We start from the raw sequence: 20,629 nt of genomic DNA, 5'->3' as shown, positions 1-20,629 counted from the left end.
CGGAAGCTTCCGTAGCGGCAATTTTCATAAAATATCTGGTTGAGCAGAAGCCACCAGCAGTCAGCTAATAGTCTGAACCGTTACTCCACCGTCACCGACTTAGCTAGGTTACGAGGCTGGTCGACGTTGCAACCGCGCAATACGGCAATGTGGTAAGAGAGGAGCTGCAGCGGAACCACCGATACGAGTGGCATCAGCACTTCGCTGGTAGCAGGCACCTCAATCGTAAACTCGGCCATGGCCGGGATTACAGTGTCGCCCTCAGTTACCACGGCAATGATGCGGCCTTTGCGGGCCTTCACTTCCTGAATATTGCTCACTACCTTCTCGTACGAGCTGTCCTTGGTGGCAATAACCACCACCGGCATGTTCTCGTCGATGAGCGCAATAGGACCATGCTTCATCTCGGCCGCAGGGTATCCCTCGGCATGGATATAGCTGATCTCCTTGAGTTTAAGAGCGCCTTCAAGAGCAACTGGGAAGTTGTATCCCCGGCCCAGGTACAAGAAGTTGGTGGAGTCTTTGAAGATTTCCGCAATCTGCATGATTTCGGTATTCAGCTCCAACGCCTTCTCTACTTTAGCCGGAATGGTCTCCAACTCCACCATCAACTCGCGCAGACGGGTATCGGTGAGCGCGCCGCGCTTGTGGCCCACAATCATGGCCAACAGCGTGAGCACCGTTACTTGGGCAGTGAAGGCTTTGGTGGAGGCTACCCCGATTTCGGGGCCGGCGTGGGTGTAGGCGCCGGCGTCGGTGGCGCGGGCAATGCTCGAGCCCACCACGTTGCAGACACCGAAAATGGTAGCTCCGCGGCTCTTGGCCAGTTCCAGGGCGGCCAGCGTATCAGCCGTTTCACCGCTTTGCGAAATAGCAATTACGATGTCGCGCTCCGTAATGATGGGGTTGCGGTAACGGAACTCGGAGGCGTACTCCACTTCCACCGGCACCCGGGCCAAGTCTTCGAACAGATACTCGGCCACCAGACCAGCGTGCCAAGAAGTGCCACAGGCCACGATCAGGATACGGTCGGCATTCACGAACTTCCGCTCGTAAGCCCGAACGCCACCCATGTTCAGATGGCCTGCTTCCAGCTCTAAGCGGCCGCGCATCGAGTCGAGGATAGAGCGGGGCTGTTCAAAAATCTCTTTCAGCATGAAGTGCTCGTAGCCGCCTTTTTCAATGCGGTCTAGCTCTAGCTCAAGCCGCTGAATGTAGGGCGTCTGCTTCACGTCCTCACGGCTGCGCAGATCCATTTCGCCATCCTTGATGATAACCAGCTCGTAGTCATTTACATACACTACATCGCTGGTGTACTCGATGATGGGCGTAGCATCGGAAGCCAAGAAAAACTCGTTCTCGCCGATACCTACCACCAGCGGCGAGCCTTTACGGGCCGCAATCAGCTGGCCGGGGTTGTCCTTGCTCAGCACTACAATAGCGTAAGCACCTACTACCTCGTGTAGCGCCAAACGCACTGCCTGCTCCAGCGAGCATTGGTTTTTCTTCTGGATCTCCTCGATCAGATTCACGAATACCTCCGTGTCGGTGTCGGAGTGAAATACGTGGCCCTGCTGCTGCAAATGCTCCTTGAGGGCGGCATAGTTTTCAATAATGCCGTTGTGGATGATGGCAATTCGCTCGGAGGAGGAGTAGTGCGGATGGGCATTCGCGTCGTTGGGCTCGCCGTGGGTAGCCCAGCGGGTATGGCCCATACCGATATTGGCGTGCGTATCCTTCTCAGCAATGAATTTTTCCAGCTCGGCTACCTTACCCTTTTTCTTATACACGCTCAACTCACCGTCGTTCAGCAGCGCTACGCCTGCCGAATCGTAACCCCGATATTCGAGGCGGTGCAATCCTTTGAGAATAATGGGGCAGGCCTCACGGTGCCCGATGTAAGCAACAATTCCGCACATAGTGTCGACGGGTTCAGAGCCGCAGCTCGAAGAGAAAAAATATAAGACAAAAGTAGGGCGACACTGGCAAAGGCCGTGCCGCCCTTAGGCCGATTGAAGGCCGATACTCCTCTTTACTGAAGCTGGGAGTAGTATACGCGCAGTCGGATGTTATTGGCATCTAGCTGAGCGCGGTTCAGGTTGAGGTTGGCTACTGCGCCGCTTTGCTGCGGTAGCAGCAGGCCTTCGCCGTTGCGAAGAGCCGGTGAGAGCAACAGACCCGAAGGACGATCCTCGCCCGCATTGAAGCGGTTCTGTAGGAAGGCCTGTAGGTACTGCGTGATACCAACCGAGTAAAACTGAGTGGGATTCTGCCCAAACGGGACTGAGACGGAAGCTGGATAACCTACTCCAGTGGAGGACGGCAGGACGAGCGACCCATTAGGTAGCGCAACCGGCTCTTCCTGCTGCACGAGGCGGTCAACCGTCGAGGCCCCATTCTGGCGCGTCAGAATCTGGTTGGCTTCGTTTACCTCATAGAGGTAAAGTGAAGACGGATACGGGAACAAGCCGTTGCTAAGCTGGCGTACCGGAATGAGCAGCTCGGCCCGATTGATGACCAGTGTGGGTTTGTCGCGCAATGCTTCCAAGCCTTCAAACTCCAGCCGGGTACTCAGCCCCACGCCTTCCTGCACATATGTCAGGCCGTTGGTGGTGCTAGAGGGCAGCTGGTTTTGAGGAGTCAGGCTGGCCAGCGGGGTTCCGGCCAAATCGGTGGTGAGCTGCGTGAAGTACCGACCGTCTGTGAAAGAACCACTTAGCGGCGCAATGTTGGCCAAATAGATGGAGTACGTGCGCTTTTTGCCTTCCGCACCAGTACGGAAGTAAAAGGTCACTACGTTAATCGTCCGGCTAGAGGCCCGCGGAATGCTGATGACATTTCCCACATGGCCTTCGGATGGCCGTAACAGCACACCCTTCCACAGCCCGTCGAGCGTGCTCTGATTGAAGGCGGAGTTCGACGTCATGGCCGCAAACACCGAATTAACCAGCGGTGCGGCACTACTCGATTTAAGCAACGGAATCCGGATGGTACGCTGAGGCGAAGCCACGCTGATCGTATCCGGCGCGTTGCTGGCCGGCAGCCGCACCGTATTGTCGCGGTTGAGCACGGCCGTAAAGTTGCTCACCAATGCGTCGCCCGTTGCCACCGTAGTAGTCGAGTTATACACCGTTCGGGCGTCGAGCGGCTGCTGCAATGGTAGTACATCGAGGCGCAGTGGCTGAACCGCAGAGCCGTATACCTGATCGAAAGCCAGAGCAAATACCACCGAATCGAGACGGGGGTTGACGAATTTGGCCGGCAGCGAATCGAGTGGCGAAAGGCCCGGCAATACCAGCAGGTTCAAGGCCGCTGCGGCCGTGGTAGTACCCACGAACGAGTCGCGCACGCGGCCTACTAGGGCACTGTTCGCCTTCACAGTCTGCACCACCGGCTGGCGTACTGTGGAGGCCTTAAGCGGCAGATCAAGATAGGTTGCGGAGATAGGCGACGTACCGGGCAGTTCAAGGCCCAGGTCGTTGGCCTTTTCGCAGCTGCTGGCCAAGGCCAACAGGGTAATTCCGAGCAGAGTAACCGACGAAAGTCGGCCGGCGCTAGTTGGCCAGTTCATTATAGAGCGCGTAGTAAGAAGTCAACAGGTCGTCATCGGCGGCAACCTGGTCAATTTGCTTTTTGGTCGAATACTCGGTGAACAGTGCCTCCATGTTTTCGCTGAAATCTTCGTCAGATTTCACAACCTTATCGGCATACTGCATGCCCGTTTTAATGAAGCCGCCAAAATCAGCCGTCTTCAAAGAAGCTAGCATATCATCGTCGATATCGAGCATCTTGGCCTTTTCGATAATGTCGGCGTCGAACTTGAAATCGAATTCGTTGCTGTAAATCGTGAAGACAGATTTGGCATCCTTGAAAATCGGGTCCTTCTTGTAGGTCGTTTTCAGATACATCGGAATCAGGCCTGTCATCCAGTCGTTGCAATGCACGATATCAGGAGCCCAGCCGAGTTTCTTTACTGTTTCCAGTACGCCTTTGCAGAAGAAGATGGCCCGCTCGTCGTTGTCGGAGTGAAACTTGTCGTTCTTATCAACCAGTACCGACTTGCGGTGGAAATAATCTTCGTTGTCGATAAAGTATACCTGTAGCTTGGCATTAGGAATAGAAGCCACTTTGATGATGAGCGGCTTTTCATCTTCGCCTACCGCAATGTTGATGCCTGAGAGGCGTACTACCTCGTGCAATCGGTTTTTACGCTCGTTGATAATGCCAAAACGGGGTACAAAAATGCGGATCTCCATCCCCATTTCCTGCATGCCCTGCGGCAAGCGCCGCAAAAACTCCGCTACCTTGGTGGTCTGCAGAAACGGGTCGATTTCCGTGGCAGCATAGAGTATTTTCAACTTCGACATAAACGGTCAGTTGGGATTATTAGAGGTAGGCAACACTTTGGGATGCACAAAATTAAGCATTTTTGAGGGAAATTTCATTCTGGTCCGCCTTCCGGCCCCTGGCCGGGCCCCTTTGCTTTATGGAGATACTCACTACTGCTGCCGCGTTGCAAGCCCACACCGAAAAATGGCGTAGGGCCGGCCAACATATTGGCTTGGTGCCCACTATGGGTGCGCTCCACGAAGGCCATTTGCAGCTGGTACGGGCCGCCGCCACCGAGTGCGACGTAGTAGTGGCCAGTATCTTCGTCAATCCTACCCAGTTCAATAACCCCGACGACTTTCGCCTGTACCCCCGTCTGCCCGAGGCCGATGCGGCCCTGCTGGCTCCGGCTGGCTGCACTGCCCTGTTTCTGCCCTCAGTAGCCGAAATGTACCCCCGCCCGACGGCAGTGCAATTCGGTTTTGGAGCTCTGGAGCGGGTAATGGAGGGGGAACACCGCCCCGGCCACTTCAACGGAGTGGCTACGGTGGTCAGCAAGCTTTTCCACCTCAGTCGGCCTCACCGCGCCTATTTCGGCCAGAAGGATTTCCAGCAGGTGGCTATCGTGCGTCAGCTCATCAGCGACTTGGCTTTCGATCTGGAATTGGTGGCTTTCCCAACGGTACGTGAGCCCGACGGGCTGGCCATGTCGTCGCGCAACCGGCGGCTGAGCCCCGAGGCACGCGCGCTGGCCCCGCGCCTGTACCAAAGCCTGCAGGCTGCTGCCGAGTTGCTCCGAGGTGGGCATACTACGCCGGGGGAGGTGCAGGCGGTCGTGCGTGAGCAGCTGGCTGCCGTGTCCGGGCTGGAGCTAGAGTACATTACCGTGGCCGATGCCCACACCCTGCAGCCCCTGACCGATACGCATACCGACCGTGCCGTTGTAGTGTGCTTGGCTGCCCACCTCGGCGGCGTACGGCTGATTGATAACGTAGTGGTAGAGGTGAAATAAACAGCTGACGAGCTGCTGAGCCGGTATTCACGAACCGGCGACAGCATCAGCAAGTCCCTTGATTTCAATAGGCCTTTGCCTCACGGCTTCACTATCTCGCCTTCCGTATCTTTGGGGCCCCAAACAGTATCTGATGCTTTAGCACATGCATATAGAGGTTCTCAAGTCGAAAATTCACCGCGTTAAGGTTACTCAGGCCGAGTTGCACTATGTGGGCAGCATTACCATTGATGAGGACCTGCTCGATGCGGCCAACATGGTGGAAAATGAAAAGGTCACCATTGTCAATATCAACAACGGCGAGCGGTTTGAAACCTACACCATTAAGGGAGAGCGGGGCTCGGGCATGATTTGCCTAAACGGCCCGGCCGCCCGCCGCGTGGCCGTGGGCGATATTGTCATCATTATATCCTACGCCCTTATCGACTTCGCTGAGGCCAAAATGCATCAGCCTACCGTCATCTTCCCCGACCAGCACAACCGAGTAGCCTAGCAGCTCTTTTCCTGCCCCCCAGATCCTGCTGCATGAAGCAAGTCCTCAACATTATAAAATATACGCTTCTGCTATCCGTATCGGGCCTCCTGATGTGGTATGCGCTGCAGGGGCAGGATCTGAGTCGCATCGGGCAGTACGTACGCGGGGCTAACTACTGGTGGCTGTTGCTTACTATGGGGCTGTCGGTGCTGGGTTACTTCAGCCGCGCCTACCGCTGGAAAATGCAGATTGAGCCCACCGGCTACTATCCCCGCTATTGGGATGTGTACCATGCTATGATGGTGGGCTACTTGGCCAACCTGGTACTACCGCGTATGGGCGAGGTTATTCGTTGTTCGGTGCTGCGGCGTACTAGTGGCGTGCCGGTGCAGGTGGCGCTGGGTACAGTAGTAACCGAGCGGGTAATTGATGTGCTGGTGCTATTGGGTTTGCTGGGTACTACGCTGCTTCTCGACTTCAATACTTTCTGGAGCTTCGTGACCGACAAAGTGCTGGCTGGTCGCTACGATGATCTGGCCCGCAACCGTACGCCGTTGCTGGTGGCCCTGGGTATTGCCCTGTTGCTGATGCTGGGCCTAGGCTACGCGGTGTTTCGCAACTTGGAACAGCTGCGCCAGAATGCGCTGTTCAGCAAGGCTGTAGGCTTCGTAAAAGGTGTACTGGCTGGTGCGTTCAGTATCCTGAAGCTGGAGAATAAGGGGCTGTTCCTGTTCCACACCTTCTTTACCTGGGCCGTGTATTACCTCATGGACTACCTGGCTTTTTTCGCTTTTCCTGAAACCTATGATTTGGGAATGCGTGCTGGTCTGGCCGTGCTTACGTTTGGAGCTCTGGGTATGGCCGCGCCGGTGGCGGGCGGTATCGGGCCCTTCCATGTGATGGTACAGAGCGTGTTGTTAGCCTACGGTATCAGTAAGGAGGCCGGCATTGCCTACGCGCTGGTAGTGCACGGCTCTCAGACGCTGCTGGTTGTGCTCATGGGCGGTATCAGCTTTGCCGCCAGTATGGTCAAATCGGGTAAGGGCCATAAGCGCCGGGCTTTAGCCGATGTGGCACTGGAAACTGAAGTAGTAGGGCCGCAATAAGCGTAAGCCAAGGTTTCAATAGGTGAGGCTTGTTGATCTTATGTTCACACTATTTCCCCAACTTATCAGCTAAAGCCATGTGGTCGAAAGATAAAATACTGAGCCGCGAAGCCCTCGCAACTGCCGTAGCTGCCTGGCAGGCGGCTGGCGAGAAGGTAGTGTTTACCAATGGCTGCTTCGATCTGCTGCACCTGGGCCACGTCGACTACCTCGAGAAAGCCCGGCACCTGGGCCAGCGGCTGGTGGTGGGCCTGAACACTGACGCTTCGGTTAGCCGACTCAAGCCCGGCCGGCCCTTGCAGGACGAAGTGTCACGCGCGCGGGTTCTGGCTTCGCTTTTGTTTGTTGATGCCGTGACGCTCTTCGACGAGCAAACCCCGTTGGCCCTCATTGAAACCGTGCAACCCGATATTTTGGTGAAGGGCGACGACTACGCCGTAAGCCAGATTGTGGGCCATGAGGTGGTGCTGGCCCGCGGCGGCCGTGTGCTGACGGTGCCGCTGGTGCCAGGCTACAGCACCACGCGCATCGTCGAGCGTATCAGTCACACGTAGTAGCGCCGGCCGGCACGAAATCCGGCGGGCCATTGTTCAACCAGCACATCTGATTTTCTCCCATGATATTTTCTCCCATATACATCGTCTTGATTGTTGCCATGGTGGTCAGCTGGCTTGTGCAGCGTCGCCTCAAAAGCAAGTTCGAGCAGTATTCCCAGGTTGGCCTCCAGAATGGCCTGTCGGGCAAACAGATTGCTGAACTGATGCTCGCAGACAACGGCATCACCGATGTGCGTGTCATCAGCACCGAAGGCCGCCTGACCGACCACTACAACCCGGCCGACAAAACTGTGAACCTAAGCGAAGCCGTTTATGCCGAGCGTAGCGCTGCCGCTGCCGCCGTAGCCGCCCACGAATGCGGCCATGCCGTGCAGCATGCCACGGCCTACAATATGTTGCAGTTCCGTTCGGCTATGGTGCCGGCCCTAAGCGCCGTATCGCGCTTTATGCCCATCCTGCTGATTGCGGGCGTATTTCTGCTCAATCGCACTCCTTGGCCGCTGGGGGCCGGTGTGGTGCTATTCTCGCTCACAACGCTATTTGCCTTCGTCACGCTGCCCGTCGAGTTCGATGCTTCGAAGCGTGCCCTAGCCTGGATTGATAAGCGGGGCATCGTAACACCTCAAGAACACGCCATGGCCAAAGACGCGCTGTGGTGGGCGGCCATGACTTACGTGGTTGCCGCCCTCAGTTCTTTGGCCACTCTGCTGTACTACGTCAGTCTCTTTCTGGGCGGTCGTCGCAACAGTTAAGGCAGCACAACCCACTATAAAAAGCCGCTTCCGGATCTTCGGAAGCGGCTTTTTAGTTGCCAAAGCAAGTAGAGTGACGCTGACCGCCAACTCTTTGTGCGGGTTTTGTGTTAGAACGCTACTGCCCAACGCCTGATTGCGTAATTTTGTCCGGCCGCAGCCCGCTCGTCGTGCTGGCCCAACCGTTTGATTTTCCCACCCCACCCACTTTACTGCATGGATTTCCAGCTTACTGAAGAACAACTGGCCGTACAGGCCGCTGCCCGCGACTTTGCCCAGAGCGAACTATGGGCTGGTGTAATTGAGCGCGACGAGCACCAAAAATTTCCGACTGAGCAAATCAAGAAGATGGGCGAGCTGGGCTTCATGGGTATGATGGTGAGCCCCGAGTACGGTGGCGGCGGCATGGATACCGTGAGCTACGTGCTGGCCATGGAGGAAATCAGCAAAGTGGACGCCTCGTGCTCCGTTATCATGTCGGTGAACAACTCGCTGGTATGCTGGGGCTTAGAGAAGTACGGCAACGAGGAGCAGAAGCGAAAGTATCTGCCCGGCCTGACGTCCGGCGAAATCATTGGCGCCTTTGCCCTATCGGAGCCAGAGGCTGGGTCCGATGCCACAAGCCAGCGCACCACCGCCGAGGATATGGGCGACCATTATCTGCTCAACGGCACCAAAAACTGGATTACTAACGGTACCACTGCTTCGGTATACCTCGTAGTGGCCCAAACCAACCCCGAAGCCAAGCACCGCGGCATCAACGTGCTTATCGTTGAGAAGGGCATGGAAGGTTTCGTAACCAGCCCCAAGGAAAACAAGCTCGGTATCCGCGGTTCCGATACCTGTTCGCTGCAGTTCACCGATGTGAAGGTGCCCAAGGAAAACCGTATCGGCGAAGATGGCTTCGGCTTCAAGTTCGCCATGCAGGTGCTGGCTGGTGGCCGTATTGGTATTGCTGCCCAAGCCCTGGGTATTGCCTCGGGTGCTTATGAATTGTCGTTGAAGTACGCCCAGGAGCGGAAGGCGTTCGGTGTGCCGATTTCGCAGCATCAGGCCATCCAGTTCAAGCTGGCCGATATGGCTACCAACATCGACGCGGCCCGTTTACTCTGTCTGCAGTCGGCCCATGACAAAGACGCTCACCAAGACTACGCCAAGTCGGGCGCTATGGCTAAGTTGTTCGCCTCGAAGGTTGCCATGGACACAGCCGTAGAGGCCGTACAGATTCATGGTGGCTATGGTTTCGTGAAAGAATACCATGTGGAGCGGATGATGCGTGATGCCAAAATCACCCAGATTTATGAGGGAACCTCCGAGATTCAGAAAATTGTAATCTCTAGGGAAATTCTCAAATAGAAACAGAATTGCCTATTATTCAGAAGTATTGCACAAAACCCAGCCAGTAAATGGCTGGGTTTTGTGTTTTTGTGAATTTTTATATGTTATTTTGCATTTGTTAAACCAGAGGTACTATAATCTGGTTTACTACTCTCAAATTTCTCGCTCTACCTACCGATGGAAGATTATAATAAAGTAATAGAGTCCCTGGGTGTCCGGTACATCAAAGCAAAGAACCTGGTGCTGCAGCAGCCCTTTACGGTGCGCAACTCCTACGATGTAGGTAACAACCTGATTCTGCTCCATAAAGGGCATGTTTCCTTTGGCGATGAAAGCCACGCGGTAGAGGAGGGCGAAATGCTCTTTATCCCCGGCGGCCGTGCTACCAAGGTTACGTATGGCCACGACCCTAGCAAGAGCATTACCAACGACGACCTAATCACCAATAAGGACAAGTTCTTTCACTCCAACTCCGACCTTGACCTAATCGGGGATGCCGAGGAGAGCCACTCGTTTGTGAGCTTTGAGGCCAAGGTGTTCGATTCGGTGAACTTCTTCGCCTCGCTCGATGTGCCGGCCTTCCTCATCACCGGCAATTCCAAGCTGGCCAACCTCATCATCAAGGTGGTAGAGGAGAGCCTGCAGGAGCTGCCCGGCCGCGAGCGGCTCATCACGATTTACACCGAGAACATCGTGGTGGAAATCGTACGCTACATCCTCAAGAATAAGATGTTTGTGGAGCAGCTGGCTACCAACAGCACGTACTTCAAGGATCCACGCCTCATCGACCTATTCAACTACATCAAGGAGAACATCGGCGGCGACCTGTCGAACAAAGTTCTCTCGGGCGTAGCCAACGTGAGTGAAGATTATGTGGGCCAGTACTTCAAGATGCTTACCGGCATCAACCCGCAGGACTACATTGAATACCAGCGCATGGAGCGCGCCGTGTTCCTGCTTCGGACCACCAAAAAGAGCATCCGCGACATCGGTAAGGAAGTGGGATATAAAGACACCGCTTACTTCTGCCGCCGCTTTAAGATGATGTTCGGTATTCCGGCCGGCAAAATGCGCCGCCGCGAATCGGCCATGAACATCTAATTACAGATGGTCAGATGCCGCAGATGCAGGTGTCAATGGTAGTAACAGAAAAGGAGAGAGCCCGGCCAATCTGGTCGAGCTCTCTCCTTTTCTGCTAAAGGAATATGTGTGTAGTAGCTATCTGCTGATGACGTGCTGAGTAGATACGGTTTTGGCTGCTTCTATGCCATCTGCAACGCGCGTGAAATCTGTGATTACGGCGGCTACTTCGGCCAAGAAATCGGGGTTCTGCTCGATATGGTTCCCAACCACGATAACATCTGCCCCAGCCTGCAGGGCTGCACGGGCTTTTTCGGCGCTATTTAGGCCACCACCTACGATAATGGGCAGATCTACTGCTTGGCGTACGGCCCCAATCATGGCGGGCGTAACAGGGTGTAGGGCCCCGCTACCGCCATCGAGGTAGATGAGGCGCAGGCCTAGCTGCTCGCCGGCCATGGCGGTGCAGGCGGCAATAGCAGGCTTGTCGTGGGGCAAGGGAGTGGTGCCACTGATGTAGCTGGCCGTCGTCTGGCGGCCACTATCCACGAGCATATAGCCGGTAGGCAGAATCTGGAGGCCGCTTTCGCGCAGCCGTGGGGCCGCAATTACGTGCTGACCGATCAGAAACTCGGGGTTGCGGCCCGAAATCAAGGATAGCAAAAGGATGCCGTCGGCCTGCGAATCGAAATGCAGGCTGTGGCTTGGGAAGAGGATCACCGGTACGCTGGACCGGCTCTTGATAAAACGAATGAGGGCAGCCTGATGCGAACCAAGCACCAGACTGCCACCCATAAAAAAGTAATCTACTGCGTGTCGCTCACTTAAGTTCAGCAACCGCTGGCACCCGGCCTCATCTATATTGTCGGGGTCCAGCAGAACGGCCAGCGACTTCCGGCCGAGTTGGCGGTTTTGGCTGAGTGTATCATGCAGGCTGGCTGGGCGCATCAGCGTCGTCGTGGTGGTAAGTAAATTCAATGTCGCGGGTTTCCGGCTCTTGGCGCGGTGCATCCGAAGCGGCAAGGTCGGCATTTTTAAGGACTGGCAAGTAGTCACTGGCCTTTTTGGCAATAAAGGCCAAGGTAACGGCCGTGGCCTGGGCCACCAGCATCTTGCCCGTGTCCGACTGCATAAAGGCGTTGAAAGTAGCGGCCAGTATCGAGGACGCTTCCGACTGCGACGACGGGTCGGCCATGGAGGCTGACTGCTCCTGTGGGCGGGCACTCGGGCGGGTAGCAGGTGCTGCGGCGTTGTAGTTCGTAGCAGGCTGGAACGGGTCTGCCTCGTTAGTGGCAGCACTGCCTGCGGCCGGCATGCTTCCCCGAAGCCGCCGCCCCCCCAAACCCAAGTCGTCTGCCACCGCCGTGTCAACGGAAGTCGATGCCAGCGGCCTGCGTGAGTTGTTCTTCAATTGCTTCGCAGATTCTTTTTCGGCAGCTTTGAGCGCCTTTGCCGGCTTTTTGTTGGATTTGGAACTGCCAAGGGCCTTCGAGATAAGCCACAGCCCACCCAATATTCCGGCTCCTGCGGCGGCGTACTTGCCCAACTGCAGTGTCTTCTCCTTTATATCCTGAACATCGCCCATCAGGGCCCGCTCATATTCCAGCTTCTGGCGTTCCAGAAACTCTTTCTCATCTTCAAACAAAGGGTTGTGCAACTCAGTCATGGGTCGGATTATGCTTGGCGTTTGTCAGATTTATAAATGGTGTTGCCCAGCATCTTATCAGCCAAGGCCTGGAAAGCCGACTTATCGACCCCCATAACAAAGACAATCAGTAAAATAAGATAGAAGCCTGCCACGATTCCGAAGCCCCAGAACTGGCTGTCGAGCACATCGTTCAGTAGAAAAGCCAAGAACAGATTTAGAAATAGGAAGAAGAACAGGCCTATAACAGCCATAGTAATGCCATGCGCCACATTTACGAAAGTGTGCTTGGCTTTTTCCTGCACCTCCAGCCGCACCAAGTCGAGGCGGGTGTCGAGGTAACCCTTCAGATTACCTACCAGACTATCGTTGTGAGGGGTCTTGGAAGCATTTTCTTCGGTGGAGAACAGGCCCATGGAGGAGACTTTTGCGGGAAAACAATGTTACAGAGTCGGGCAACAGCAAATAAAGCTGCTACCCGTTATATGGTAGCTGTTGCATACGGAAAAGGCGAAGCTGTGTCTGAAATTGGTTTATTTTTACGCTATACTGCCCTGCTTTGAGCCAGAATCATTACCACGTACTGGGGGTGCCGGTAACGGCCACGCTACCCGATATTCGGCTGGCTTACAGGCGTCTGGCAGTGCTGTATCACCCCGATAAACACGGCGGTAATGTGCTCTACGAAGAGCTGTTTAAGGCAGTAGCCGTGGCCTACCGGGTGCTTGGCCACGAGGCCCGCCGTGCCCACTACGACCAGCAGCTACGCGCCGATGCCCGCCGGATCGATGAGGCCCAACGGCAGCAGCATTTCCGCCAGCAGGGCCAGCACATTTATGGCGCGCCCATGCCCGCGCCGGGCCCGCCATTGCGTACCCGCCGGCCCGCCGGAGCCAACGAGCGGTATTACCAGCCCATTGCGCGCCAGAAAGTAAAGTTCACGCGGCGCGATTATTGGCTCACGGCACTGCTGGGAGTGGGGCTAGCCTTGTTTATGTTCTCGGTCAAAGTTACAATGGACTATGTTTCGGGCACGAGCAACTATACGCGGGGCCTGCAGGCCTACACGAAGGGTAATTGGGCCGGGGCACACAGCTACTTCACCGATGCCCTGCACTTCCGGCCCAATTACAACTTAGCCCTGCGGCGACGGGCCGAGGCCGCTCAGCTCGGGCTGCACGATTACGCCGCCGCCCGCGCCGACCTGCGGGCGGCCCTGCCCGAAGCCCCGGCTGCGCTGCGGGGGCAGCTGTGGCTGCGTCTGGCCCAATGCGAGGCCGCCCTCGGCCAGCCGGCACCTGCTCGGGCTGCCTACCAGAAAGCTTTGGCCCTTGATAGTACGCTGGCCCGCGCCTGGCTACGGCAGGGCGAAGCAGAGCTGTTTCAGCAGCAGCAGTTCGCGGCGGCCGTTCGCACGCTATCGGGTGGGTTGCGCCATGCCAGCGAGCCTTCGCGGCTGCGGGGGCAGCTGCTTACGTTCCGGGGGCTGGCCAATTTCAAGCTGGGCCGCTACGAGGCTGCCCAGAACGATTACTGGGAGGTGCTTGATATTACGCCCCGCAGCGGGCAGCTATATTTTCTGCTGGGCCGCGTGGCGCAACAGCAGCGCGATGTGCCCCGGGCCTGCGACCTGCTGCGGCGGGCCGTGTTGCAGGGGTACGAGTTTGCCCGCGCCGCCCGCGACACAACCTGCGCCGCGGAGCCGTCTCAGAGTACAGGGGGAAAACAAACTGCTGCAAAATAAAAACCCCGATTCTGAAGCAGAATCGGGGTTTTTGTGGTAATGATTGGAATCGAACCAACGACACCAGCATTTTCAGTGCTGTGCTCTACCAACTGAGCTACATTACCAGCTCGTGGTTCCCGGCGGGCCTTTTGGCCGTTGGGGAGCACAAAAGTAGCAAACCATTTCAAACCTACAAACCAGAATTGAAAAAAAAGTTGTCAATGGAAACTATCTGCCTCAAAATCGGTAAATTGTTATGCATACCGAGTATATTTCGGATCTAACCCTAAACTTACCCTTTTCCCGTGCATTTCTCTATTCAAAACATCATCTTTCTGCTGGTGGCGCTGGCGGGCTTCGGCCTGTTTGCATGGCAGGCCAGCCGCATCCGGGCCAACGTGCTGGTGGGCCGCGACCGGGACATGAGTGGCCACGTGAATGAGCGGCTCTGGAAAACGCTGCTCGTCGCCTTCGGTCAGCAGAAGATGTTCAAGCGCCTGACGCCGGCCTTCCTACACCTGATTGTGTACGTGGGCTTCATCGTCATCAATATTGAGGTGATTGAGATTATGGTGGACGGCCTATTCGGCACCCACCGCTTCCTGCAGTTTGCTGGTCCCTTGTACTCGGCCCTTACTGGTACCAACGAAATCCTGGGCGCGCTGGTAGTTCTGGCTGTCGTGGCCTTTTGGTGGCGGCGCAATGCGAATGTGGTAAAGCGCTTCACCGGCCCCGAAATGCGGGCCTGGCCCAAGATGGATGCCAACATCATTCTCTATGTAGAAGTAGTGCTGATGGCAGCCCTGTTTCTGATGAACACGGCCGACCTGAAGGCCTACCAGCTCCAGGGCTTAGACTTGCCGGGGGCCTATCCCGTCAGTCAGTTCCTGACAGGCCTGTTGCCCGACAGCGTACCAATGTTGCATGTATTGGAGCGTGTGGGCTGGTGGGCGCATATAGTGGGCATTCTGCTGTTTCTGAATTACCTGCCCAGCAGCAAGCACTTCCACATCATCATGGCGTTTCCGAACGTGTACTTCTCGCGGCTCATCCCGCAGGGACAGTTCTCGAACGTGGATAGCATCACCCACGAGGTGAAGGCCATGATGGACCCCAGCTACGCGGTGCCGGCCCCGGCTACCAACCCCGATGGCTCGGCAGTAGCTCCCGCACCCTTTGGGGCCAAAGATGTAGATGATCTGGCCTGGACCAATCTGCTCAATGCCTACTCGTGCACCGAGTGTGGCCGCTGCACCTCGGTGTGCCCGGCCAACATCACCGGCAAGCTCCTCTCGCCCCGCAAAATCATCATGGACACGCGCGACCGGATGGAGGAGAAGTATAACGCGCCGCTCATTTTCAGCCCGGCTCTGTACGGCGCAGAAGCCAAGCACGACCCCCAGGAGCAACTCGACAAGGAAAACCACACGCTGTTACGGGGCTACGTAACGCCCGAGGAGTTGTGGGCCTGCACCACCTGCAACGCCTGCGTCGAGGCCTGCCCAGTGAACATCAACCCGTTGGACAGCATCATCGAGATGCGCCGCTTCTTGGTACTCGAGGAATCAGCCGCTCCCAACGCCCTGAACGCCATGTTCAGCAATATTGAAAACAACGGCGCGCCTTGGGCCTTCTCGCCCTCCGACCGTTTCAACTGGGCCGACGACCTGTTCGTGGCCGATAAGGCGGCAGCTGTATAAAGCCCGCCTGCCTTCCTGATCTTACCATCCTCCTGACTTCTAGTTCTCAATATAATGGCTGAGCAAACTGCCAAGCGTCCTGTTTCTGTACCCGTAATGGCCGATTTGGCGGCCCGGGGCGAAAGTCCTGAAATCCTGTTTTGGGTGGGCTGCGCCGGCGCTTTCGACGACCGGTACAAGCGCGTGACCCGCGCTTTTGTGCGCATCCTCGATCATGTGGGCGTGAACTACGCCGTGCTGGGCAAGGAGGAAAGCTGCACCGGCGACCCGGCCAAGCGTGCCGGCAACGAGTTCTTGTTTCAGATGCAGGCCATGACCAATATTGCTACCCTTGATGGCTACGGCATCAAGAAGGTGGTTACGGCCTGCCCGCACTGCTTCAACACCATCAAAAACGAGTACCCCGCTTTAGGCGGTGAGTACGAGGTGATTCACCACAGCACCTTCCTGCAACAGCTCATCAACGAGGGCAAGGTGAAGGCTGAAGGCGGCGAATCGTTCAAGGGCCGCCGCATCACGTTCCACGACTCCTGCTATCTGGGCCGGGCCAACGACATTTACGAAGCCCCGCGGGCCGTACTGGAAGTGCTCGATGCCGATTTGGTGGAAATGAAGCGCTGCAAAACCAACGGTCTGTGCTGCGGTGCCGGCGGTGCCCAGATGTGGAAAGACGCCGAACCCGGTAACAAGGAAGTGAACATCGAGCGCACCGAGGAAGCCTTGGCTACCCTCGACGGCGCCGCTGCCGTGCTCAACAATTTGCGCGGCGTGGAAAGCAACGCCCCTGCCGGCCCTGGTTCGGCCAAAGCGGCCGGCGGCAGCGTTATTGCCGTGGCCTGCCCTTTCTGCATGACCATGATGGCTGACGGCGTAAAAAACAAGGAGCGCGAGCAGGATGTGCAGGTGTTCGACCTGGCCGAGCTGATTGCTTCTGCCGAGGGCCTGAACGCGTAGTCTCCGGCTTGAATCCATCCGCTTCAAAAACAGCCTCGGCCGGAACTTCCGGCCGGGGCTGTTTCTTTGTAAGTAGCGCGAAGCTCCAGCTTCGCGTATCGTTGCTGACACTGTAGAGCAGCATTCAATGAAACGCGAAGCTGGAGCTTCGCGCCATACCTCGCCCATGTACGTTCCCTTCGAGCAACTGCCCCCCTCGGCCCGCATCTGGATTTACCAAGCCAACCGTCCCCTCACGGCCGCCGAACAAACCCAGGTGCAACCCACGCTGCACCGTTTCGCCGACGAGTGGACCAGCCACGGCCGCAGCTTAGCCGCCTCGGCCGTTGTGCTGCACAGCCAATTTCTGGTTATCGGGCTCGATGAGGGCGTAGCCGATGCCAGTGGCTGCTCGATTGATGCCTCGGTACGTTTCGTGCAGGGCATGGAGCAGCAGTTGGGCATAGAGCTACTCGAAAAGTCGAAGCTGGCTTTTTGGGTAGACGGGACGGTAACGCTACTCGACCGTAAGCAACTCGGCCCCGCCATTGCCGCCGGCACGCTATCTGCCGAAACGCCGTATTTCGACAACACCATTGGCCAGCGCCAGCAGCTGCTGGAGCGGTGGCCGGCGCCGGCCGCCGATACTTGGCTCACCCGTTACTTCGTTTAACGAACGGCTAGGGCGCTGAAACCGACTTTTTCGTCGGAAAACTTGCATCTTAGCCGCACTATCTGCGCATTATCCGAGCACTGGCCACCTTTTGCGGCCAGCTACCGGTTCTTCTTTCCTCCCTGCCTGCTATTATGAAAAACGCTATTCTGATGTGGACTGCTGTGGGTTCGGCCACCCTACTGGCGGGCTGCGCTACCACCGGGGGGCTGAGCAAGGCCGATAAGCGGTTTACGCGCGGCGAATATGAGTCGGCGCTTACCTTATATAAGGCCGAAGTGGCGAAGGGCAAGAACGTAGCGCAGGGCAACTACCGCATTGCTGAATCGTACCGTCTGTCCAACCGCGTCGAGCAGGCAGAATCGTATTATAAGGCAGCTATTGATGGTGGAGCCCGCAAGGCTGACGCCGGCTACTATTATGCCTTGGCGCTACGGGCCAACGGCAAGTTCGACGAAGCCGCTGAGCAGTTCACCCAATACGCCGAGGTAGGTAGCAACCGCACCCTCACGGCTCAGGCCGAAGCCGAAGCCCGAAACGCCCGCGCCTCAAAAGAACTGCTGGCCCAGCCTACCAACAGCGAGGTAATGCCCTTGGATGAGTTGAACACGCCCGCCTCGGAGTTCGGCACCACCCGCATTCCTGACTCTAAGGAATTGGTGTTTGCCTCGGGTCGCGAGGGGAAAGTATTCCCCGGCAACGGCGAAGGGTTCAACGACCTGTATGCCGTGCGCTTCGCCGACGACCAGAAGCTGACTGGAGGCACCGTGCGCAAACTCGAACCCGTCATCAACTCCCTCAATCGCCACGAAGCCAGCGCCACCTACTCGCCCGATGGCAAGATGCTGGTATTCGCCCGCTCCAACGACGGCTCCAAGAAGGGCCTGCTGAGCGTGGATTTGTGGATTTCCTACTTCCGCGAAAATGCCTGGACCGAGCCCGAAATCCTGCGTGGCGTGAACAGCAGCACCGCCGACGAGTATTCGCCGGTCTTCTCGGCCGATGGCCAAACGCTCTACTTCGCCTCCACCCGCAAGGGCGGTTTGGGTGGCAGCGACCTCTATAAGGCTGCCATGGAAGGTCCCGGCCGCTTTGCCGCCCCCGAAAACCTGGGCGACAAGGTAAACACCGTGGGCAACGAGAGCTTCCCGGCCATTTCGCCCGAAGGGGTACTGTATTTCTCCTCCGATGGCCACCCCGGCCTCGGCAAGCTCGATATCTTCAAGCTTGATAAAGGCCAGGTGCAGAATCTGGGTAGCCCCATTAACAGCAACGGCGACGACTTCGCCCCCTTCTTCCTCGACAAGCAAGGCGGCGTTTTCTCCTCGAACCGGGCCGGTGGCAAAGGCTCCGATGACCTCTACCGTTTCCGCGAGAATACGATCAAGCTGGTGTTCTTCGTGGCCGATGGTACCGTGCTGGAGCGCGACAACAAAACCGGCACCACCACCATCGTTCCCAACCAGCCCGTGGCGCTACTCAGCTCTAGCGGCAAGCAGCTTCAAACCACCACCAGCGGCCCCGACGGCAAGTTTATCTTCAAGCTTGACTCGGCCGTCGCCAGTTATGCCCTGACTGCTAACCGCGACGACTATTTCACGGCCCGCAGCCCCCTCACCACCGTGGGCCGCAAACCCGCCCAGGAGTTACTGCCCGACCCCGTGAACGAAGTGCGGATACCGGTAACGCTTACGCTCACCAAAATCGTGAAGAACAAGGCCATCGTGGTCGATAACATATTTTACGATTACGATAAGTCCGATATCCGCCCCGATGCGGCCCTGGAGCTTGATAAGCTGGTCGAAACCCTCAACGACAACCCGCGCATCACCATTGAGCTCAGCTCACACACCGACTCGCGTGGCAAAGATGCCTACAACCAGGCCCTTTCGCAGCGCCGGGCCCAATCGGCCGTCGATTACATCATCTCCAAAGGCATTGCTCCCGGTCGCATCACGGCCAAAGGCTACGGCGAATCGCGCTCGGTAGTCCCGAACGCCAAAACGGAGGAGCAATACCAGCGTAACCGCCGCACCGAGTTCAAAGTGACCAAAATTGCGGAGTAGGTATCCCGCTCCTAGATAAGTCGACCGCCCGGTCTGCATGAAGCAGGCCGGGCGGTTTTGCTTTGGCGATAAATCGATAGGGGAGGAGCCACCACTTGGCACAGTCCTTGGCTTATGCGAGGTACACTCCTATAATGTACGGCTCCATGAAACGAATCTTACCTCTTCTTATTGGCTGCCTGCTACTACTTGGCACTGTGCACGCTGCTCCCGTTACGGCCAGCATCTCCGGTGAGCGGGGCTTGGCTTTTCGGCTTTCCCTCAATGGGCAGCCCGTATCACGTGGCGCCCGCCCCCAGATCTACCTCGACCAACTGCGCCCCGGCTATCATTGGGCCGATTTTTACATTCCCGTAGGTCGGGGCCGTGGCGTTAATTACCGCACCCAAATTTTCCTGGCTGATGGGTTCGAAACGAACTTCGTGCTGATTGCTCGTCTAGGCTTTCCCCCTTCGCTACGCACCGTGAGCACCGTGCCGCTGGCTCCGCCGGTGGTGTATCCCAACCATGGCCCGTATCCAACGCCTTACCCAAATAATGGATACCCCGCACCTGGGCATCAGAATCACGGCTATCCGGTTCCGGCCTACCAGTTGGCTCCCGTCGAAGTAGACAATTTACTCCAGGCAATCCAGCGCCGGCCCTTCGACGATGCCCGTATGGCCATTATGCGCGACGCGCTGCACGAATCATTCATCGAATCAGAGGATGCCCGTCGCCTGATCAAATCTCTGTCCTTCGACGAAAACCGCATAGAGACTGCCAAGTACCTATACAGCCGCGTCGCCGACCGGCAGAACTTTTACCAAGTATATGATGCCTTGGTATTCAACTCCAGTATCCGGGAAGTACAGGAATACGTGCAGTCCGTACGTTAAAAAGCCATTTTAGCGTCCATCCGGCCTTCTCGCTCCTATGTATATAGGGTAGGGAAGGCCGGTTTTCATTTGCTTTCCGAAAAGAAAGTGCCTGACGCAGTGGGCGGAAGGGGGGCTTAAACGAGTATTTTACCCTCCGGGCTTGCGTAATACGGCTTGATGACCCACTTTTGCATCCCCAACCGGAACGCGGTCGGGGTTGGTTGTTCCTCGGGAAAGCCGCTTGAAAATAAGTTGCCCTGCGGGGTTGCGCAAGTCGGAAAGGTTTAGCTACCTTTGCACCCCGCTCCCACCGGAAGCGCCTTCATCCTCGCTAGTCGAGTTGTCTGAAAAGGCGGCACAGGCTAGCAGGAAGGCCG

The 20,629-nt window shown here is 56.8% G+C and carries 19 protein-coding genes and 1 tRNA gene; 13 read left to right on the top strand and 7 right to left on the bottom strand.

All coding sequences use genetic code 11. The annotated features are described in order from the left end of the window. Window positions 1-80 precede the first annotated feature (80 nt). The 3 genes from glmS to HW556_RS01680 all read right to left on the bottom strand — a co-directional run bounded on the left by glmS (window position 81) and on the right by HW556_RS01680 (window position 4,367). The gene (gene glmS, locus HW556_RS01690; RefSeq protein ID WP_176897384.1) at window positions 81-1,919 is read right to left on the bottom strand and encodes a glutamine--fructose-6-phosphate transaminase (isomerizing); all 1,839 of its coding nucleotides are present in this window, start codon (window positions 1,917-1,919) and stop codon (window positions 81-83) included. A gap of 113 nt (window positions 1,920-2,032) precedes the next feature. Beyond that, the gene (locus HW556_RS01685; RefSeq protein WP_176897382.1) at window positions 2,033-3,571 is read right to left on the bottom strand and encodes a DUF4270 family protein; all 1,539 of its coding nucleotides are present in this window, start codon (window positions 3,569-3,571) and stop codon (window positions 2,033-2,035) included. Beyond that, window positions 3,555-4,367 carry a glycogen/starch synthase gene (locus HW556_RS01680; RefSeq protein WP_092773934.1) on the bottom strand — a complete coding sequence of 271 codons (813 nt, stop codon included), beginning with the start codon at window positions 4,365-4,367 and terminating at the stop codon, window positions 3,555-3,557. The genes HW556_RS01685 and HW556_RS01680 overlap by 17 nt, the downstream gene beginning before the upstream one ends. 119 nt (window positions 4,368-4,486) lie before the next feature. Between HW556_RS01680 and panC the strand changes: the two genes are divergently transcribed. From panC to HW556_RS01645, 7 genes are all read left to right on the top strand, one after another. Further along, on the top strand, window positions 4,487-5,341 hold the full coding sequence (gene panC, locus HW556_RS01675; RefSeq protein WP_176897380.1) for a pantoate--beta-alanine ligase: 855 nt from the start codon (window positions 4,487-4,489) through the stop codon (window positions 5,339-5,341). A 145-nt stretch (window positions 5,342-5,486) separates the two neighbouring features. Further along, entirely contained in the window at window positions 5,487-5,834 is a 348-nt protein-coding gene (gene panD / locus HW556_RS01670) for an aspartate 1-decarboxylase (RefSeq protein WP_176897378.1), read from the top strand. Between the two features lie 32 nt (window positions 5,835-5,866). After that, window positions 5,867-6,922: a lysylphosphatidylglycerol synthase transmembrane domain-containing protein gene (locus tag HW556_RS01665; protein ID WP_176897376.1), complete on the top strand. Its 1,056-nt coding sequence runs from the start codon at window positions 5,867-5,869 to the stop codon at window positions 6,920-6,922. Window positions 6,923-6,999: 77 nt separating this feature from the next. Next, window positions 7,000-7,476 carry a D-glycero-beta-D-manno-heptose 1-phosphate adenylyltransferase gene (gene rfaE2 / locus HW556_RS01660; protein ID WP_176897374.1) on the top strand — a complete coding sequence of 159 codons (477 nt, stop codon included), beginning with the start codon at window positions 7,000-7,002 and terminating at the stop codon, window positions 7,474-7,476. Window positions 7,477-7,538: 62 nt separating this feature from the next. Next, window positions 7,539-8,231 (top strand): zinc metallopeptidase, encoded by a 693-nt coding sequence (locus tag HW556_RS01655; RefSeq protein ID WP_176897372.1) that lies wholly within the window; start codon window positions 7,539-7,541, stop codon window positions 8,229-8,231. A 216-nt stretch (window positions 8,232-8,447) separates the two neighbouring features. Then, window positions 8,448-9,587: an acyl-CoA dehydrogenase family protein gene (locus HW556_RS01650; protein WP_176897370.1), complete on the top strand. Its 1,140-nt coding sequence runs from the start codon at window positions 8,448-8,450 to the stop codon at window positions 9,585-9,587. A 159-nt stretch (window positions 9,588-9,746) separates the two neighbouring features. Continuing rightward, window positions 9,747-10,670, top strand: coding sequence for a helix-turn-helix domain-containing protein (locus tag HW556_RS01645; RefSeq protein WP_176897368.1), 924 nt, complete (start codon window positions 9,747-9,749; stop codon window positions 10,668-10,670). Between the two features lie 117 nt (window positions 10,671-10,787). On the opposite strand, the gene HW556_RS01640 is transcribed toward HW556_RS01645, so the two are convergent. The 3 genes from HW556_RS01640 to HW556_RS01630 are packed head-to-tail and all read right to left on the bottom strand — an operon-like array spanning window position 10,788 to window position 12,710. Further along, a complete protein-coding gene (locus tag HW556_RS01640; protein WP_176897567.1) occupies window positions 10,788-11,597 on the bottom strand; it encodes a geranylgeranylglyceryl/heptaprenylglyceryl phosphate synthase in 810 nt (269 codons plus the stop codon). Then, a complete protein-coding gene (locus HW556_RS01635) occupies window positions 11,575-12,315 on the bottom strand; it encodes a hypothetical protein (RefSeq protein ID WP_176897367.1) in 741 nt (246 codons plus the stop codon). Before HW556_RS01635 ends, HW556_RS01640 begins: the two co-directional genes overlap by 23 nt. A gap of 8 nt (window positions 12,316-12,323) precedes the next feature. After that, on the bottom strand, window positions 12,324-12,710 hold the full coding sequence (locus HW556_RS01630) for a phage holin family protein (protein WP_176897365.1): 387 nt from the start codon (window positions 12,708-12,710) through the stop codon (window positions 12,324-12,326). 143 nt (window positions 12,711-12,853) lie between these two features. Here HW556_RS01630 and HW556_RS01625 point away from each other — a divergent pair, with 143 nt between their 5' ends. Then, on the top strand, window positions 12,854-14,038 hold the full coding sequence (locus tag HW556_RS01625; protein WP_176897363.1) for a J domain-containing protein: 1,185 nt from the start codon (window positions 12,854-12,856) through the stop codon (window positions 14,036-14,038). 34 nt (window positions 14,039-14,072) lie between these two features. Here HW556_RS01625 and HW556_RS01620 read toward each other — a convergent pair. After that, window positions 14,073-14,145, bottom strand: a tRNA-Phe gene (locus HW556_RS01620). Window positions 14,146-14,325: 180 nt separating this feature from the next. Between HW556_RS01620 and HW556_RS01615 the strand changes: the two genes are divergently transcribed. The 5 genes from HW556_RS01615 to HW556_RS01595 all read left to right on the top strand — a co-directional run bounded on the left by HW556_RS01615 (window position 14,326) and on the right by HW556_RS01595 (window position 20,270). Continuing rightward, entirely contained in the window at window positions 14,326-15,720 is a 1,395-nt protein-coding gene (locus tag HW556_RS01615; protein WP_176897361.1) for a 4Fe-4S dicluster domain-containing protein, read from the top strand. Between the two features lie 54 nt (window positions 15,721-15,774). Beyond that, entirely contained in the window at window positions 15,775-16,674 is a 900-nt protein-coding gene (locus tag HW556_RS01610; protein WP_246289489.1) for a (Fe-S)-binding protein, read from the top strand. Window positions 16,675-16,801: 127 nt separating this feature from the next. Further along, a complete protein-coding gene (locus HW556_RS01605) occupies window positions 16,802-17,326 on the top strand; it encodes a hypothetical protein (RefSeq protein WP_246289488.1) in 525 nt (174 codons plus the stop codon). A 134-nt stretch (window positions 17,327-17,460) separates the two neighbouring features. After that, window positions 17,461-19,392: an OmpA family protein gene (locus HW556_RS01600; RefSeq protein WP_246289487.1), complete on the top strand. Its 1,932-nt coding sequence runs from the start codon at window positions 17,461-17,463 to the stop codon at window positions 19,390-19,392. Window positions 19,393-19,538: 146 nt separating this feature from the next. After that, entirely contained in the window at window positions 19,539-20,270 is a 732-nt protein-coding gene (locus tag HW556_RS01595) for a DUF4476 domain-containing protein (RefSeq protein ID WP_176897359.1), read from the top strand. The last annotated feature ends 359 nt before the right edge of the window (window positions 20,271-20,629 follow it).

The sequence above is a fragment of the Hymenobacter terrestris genome, assembly GCF_013377905.1.
GTDB classification, from domain to species: Bacteria; Bacteroidota; Bacteroidia; order Cytophagales; family Hymenobacteraceae; genus Hymenobacter; species Hymenobacter terrestris.
Note: the sequence above shows the minus strand (reverse complement) of the source record. Positions and strands in the feature narration are given on the sequence as shown.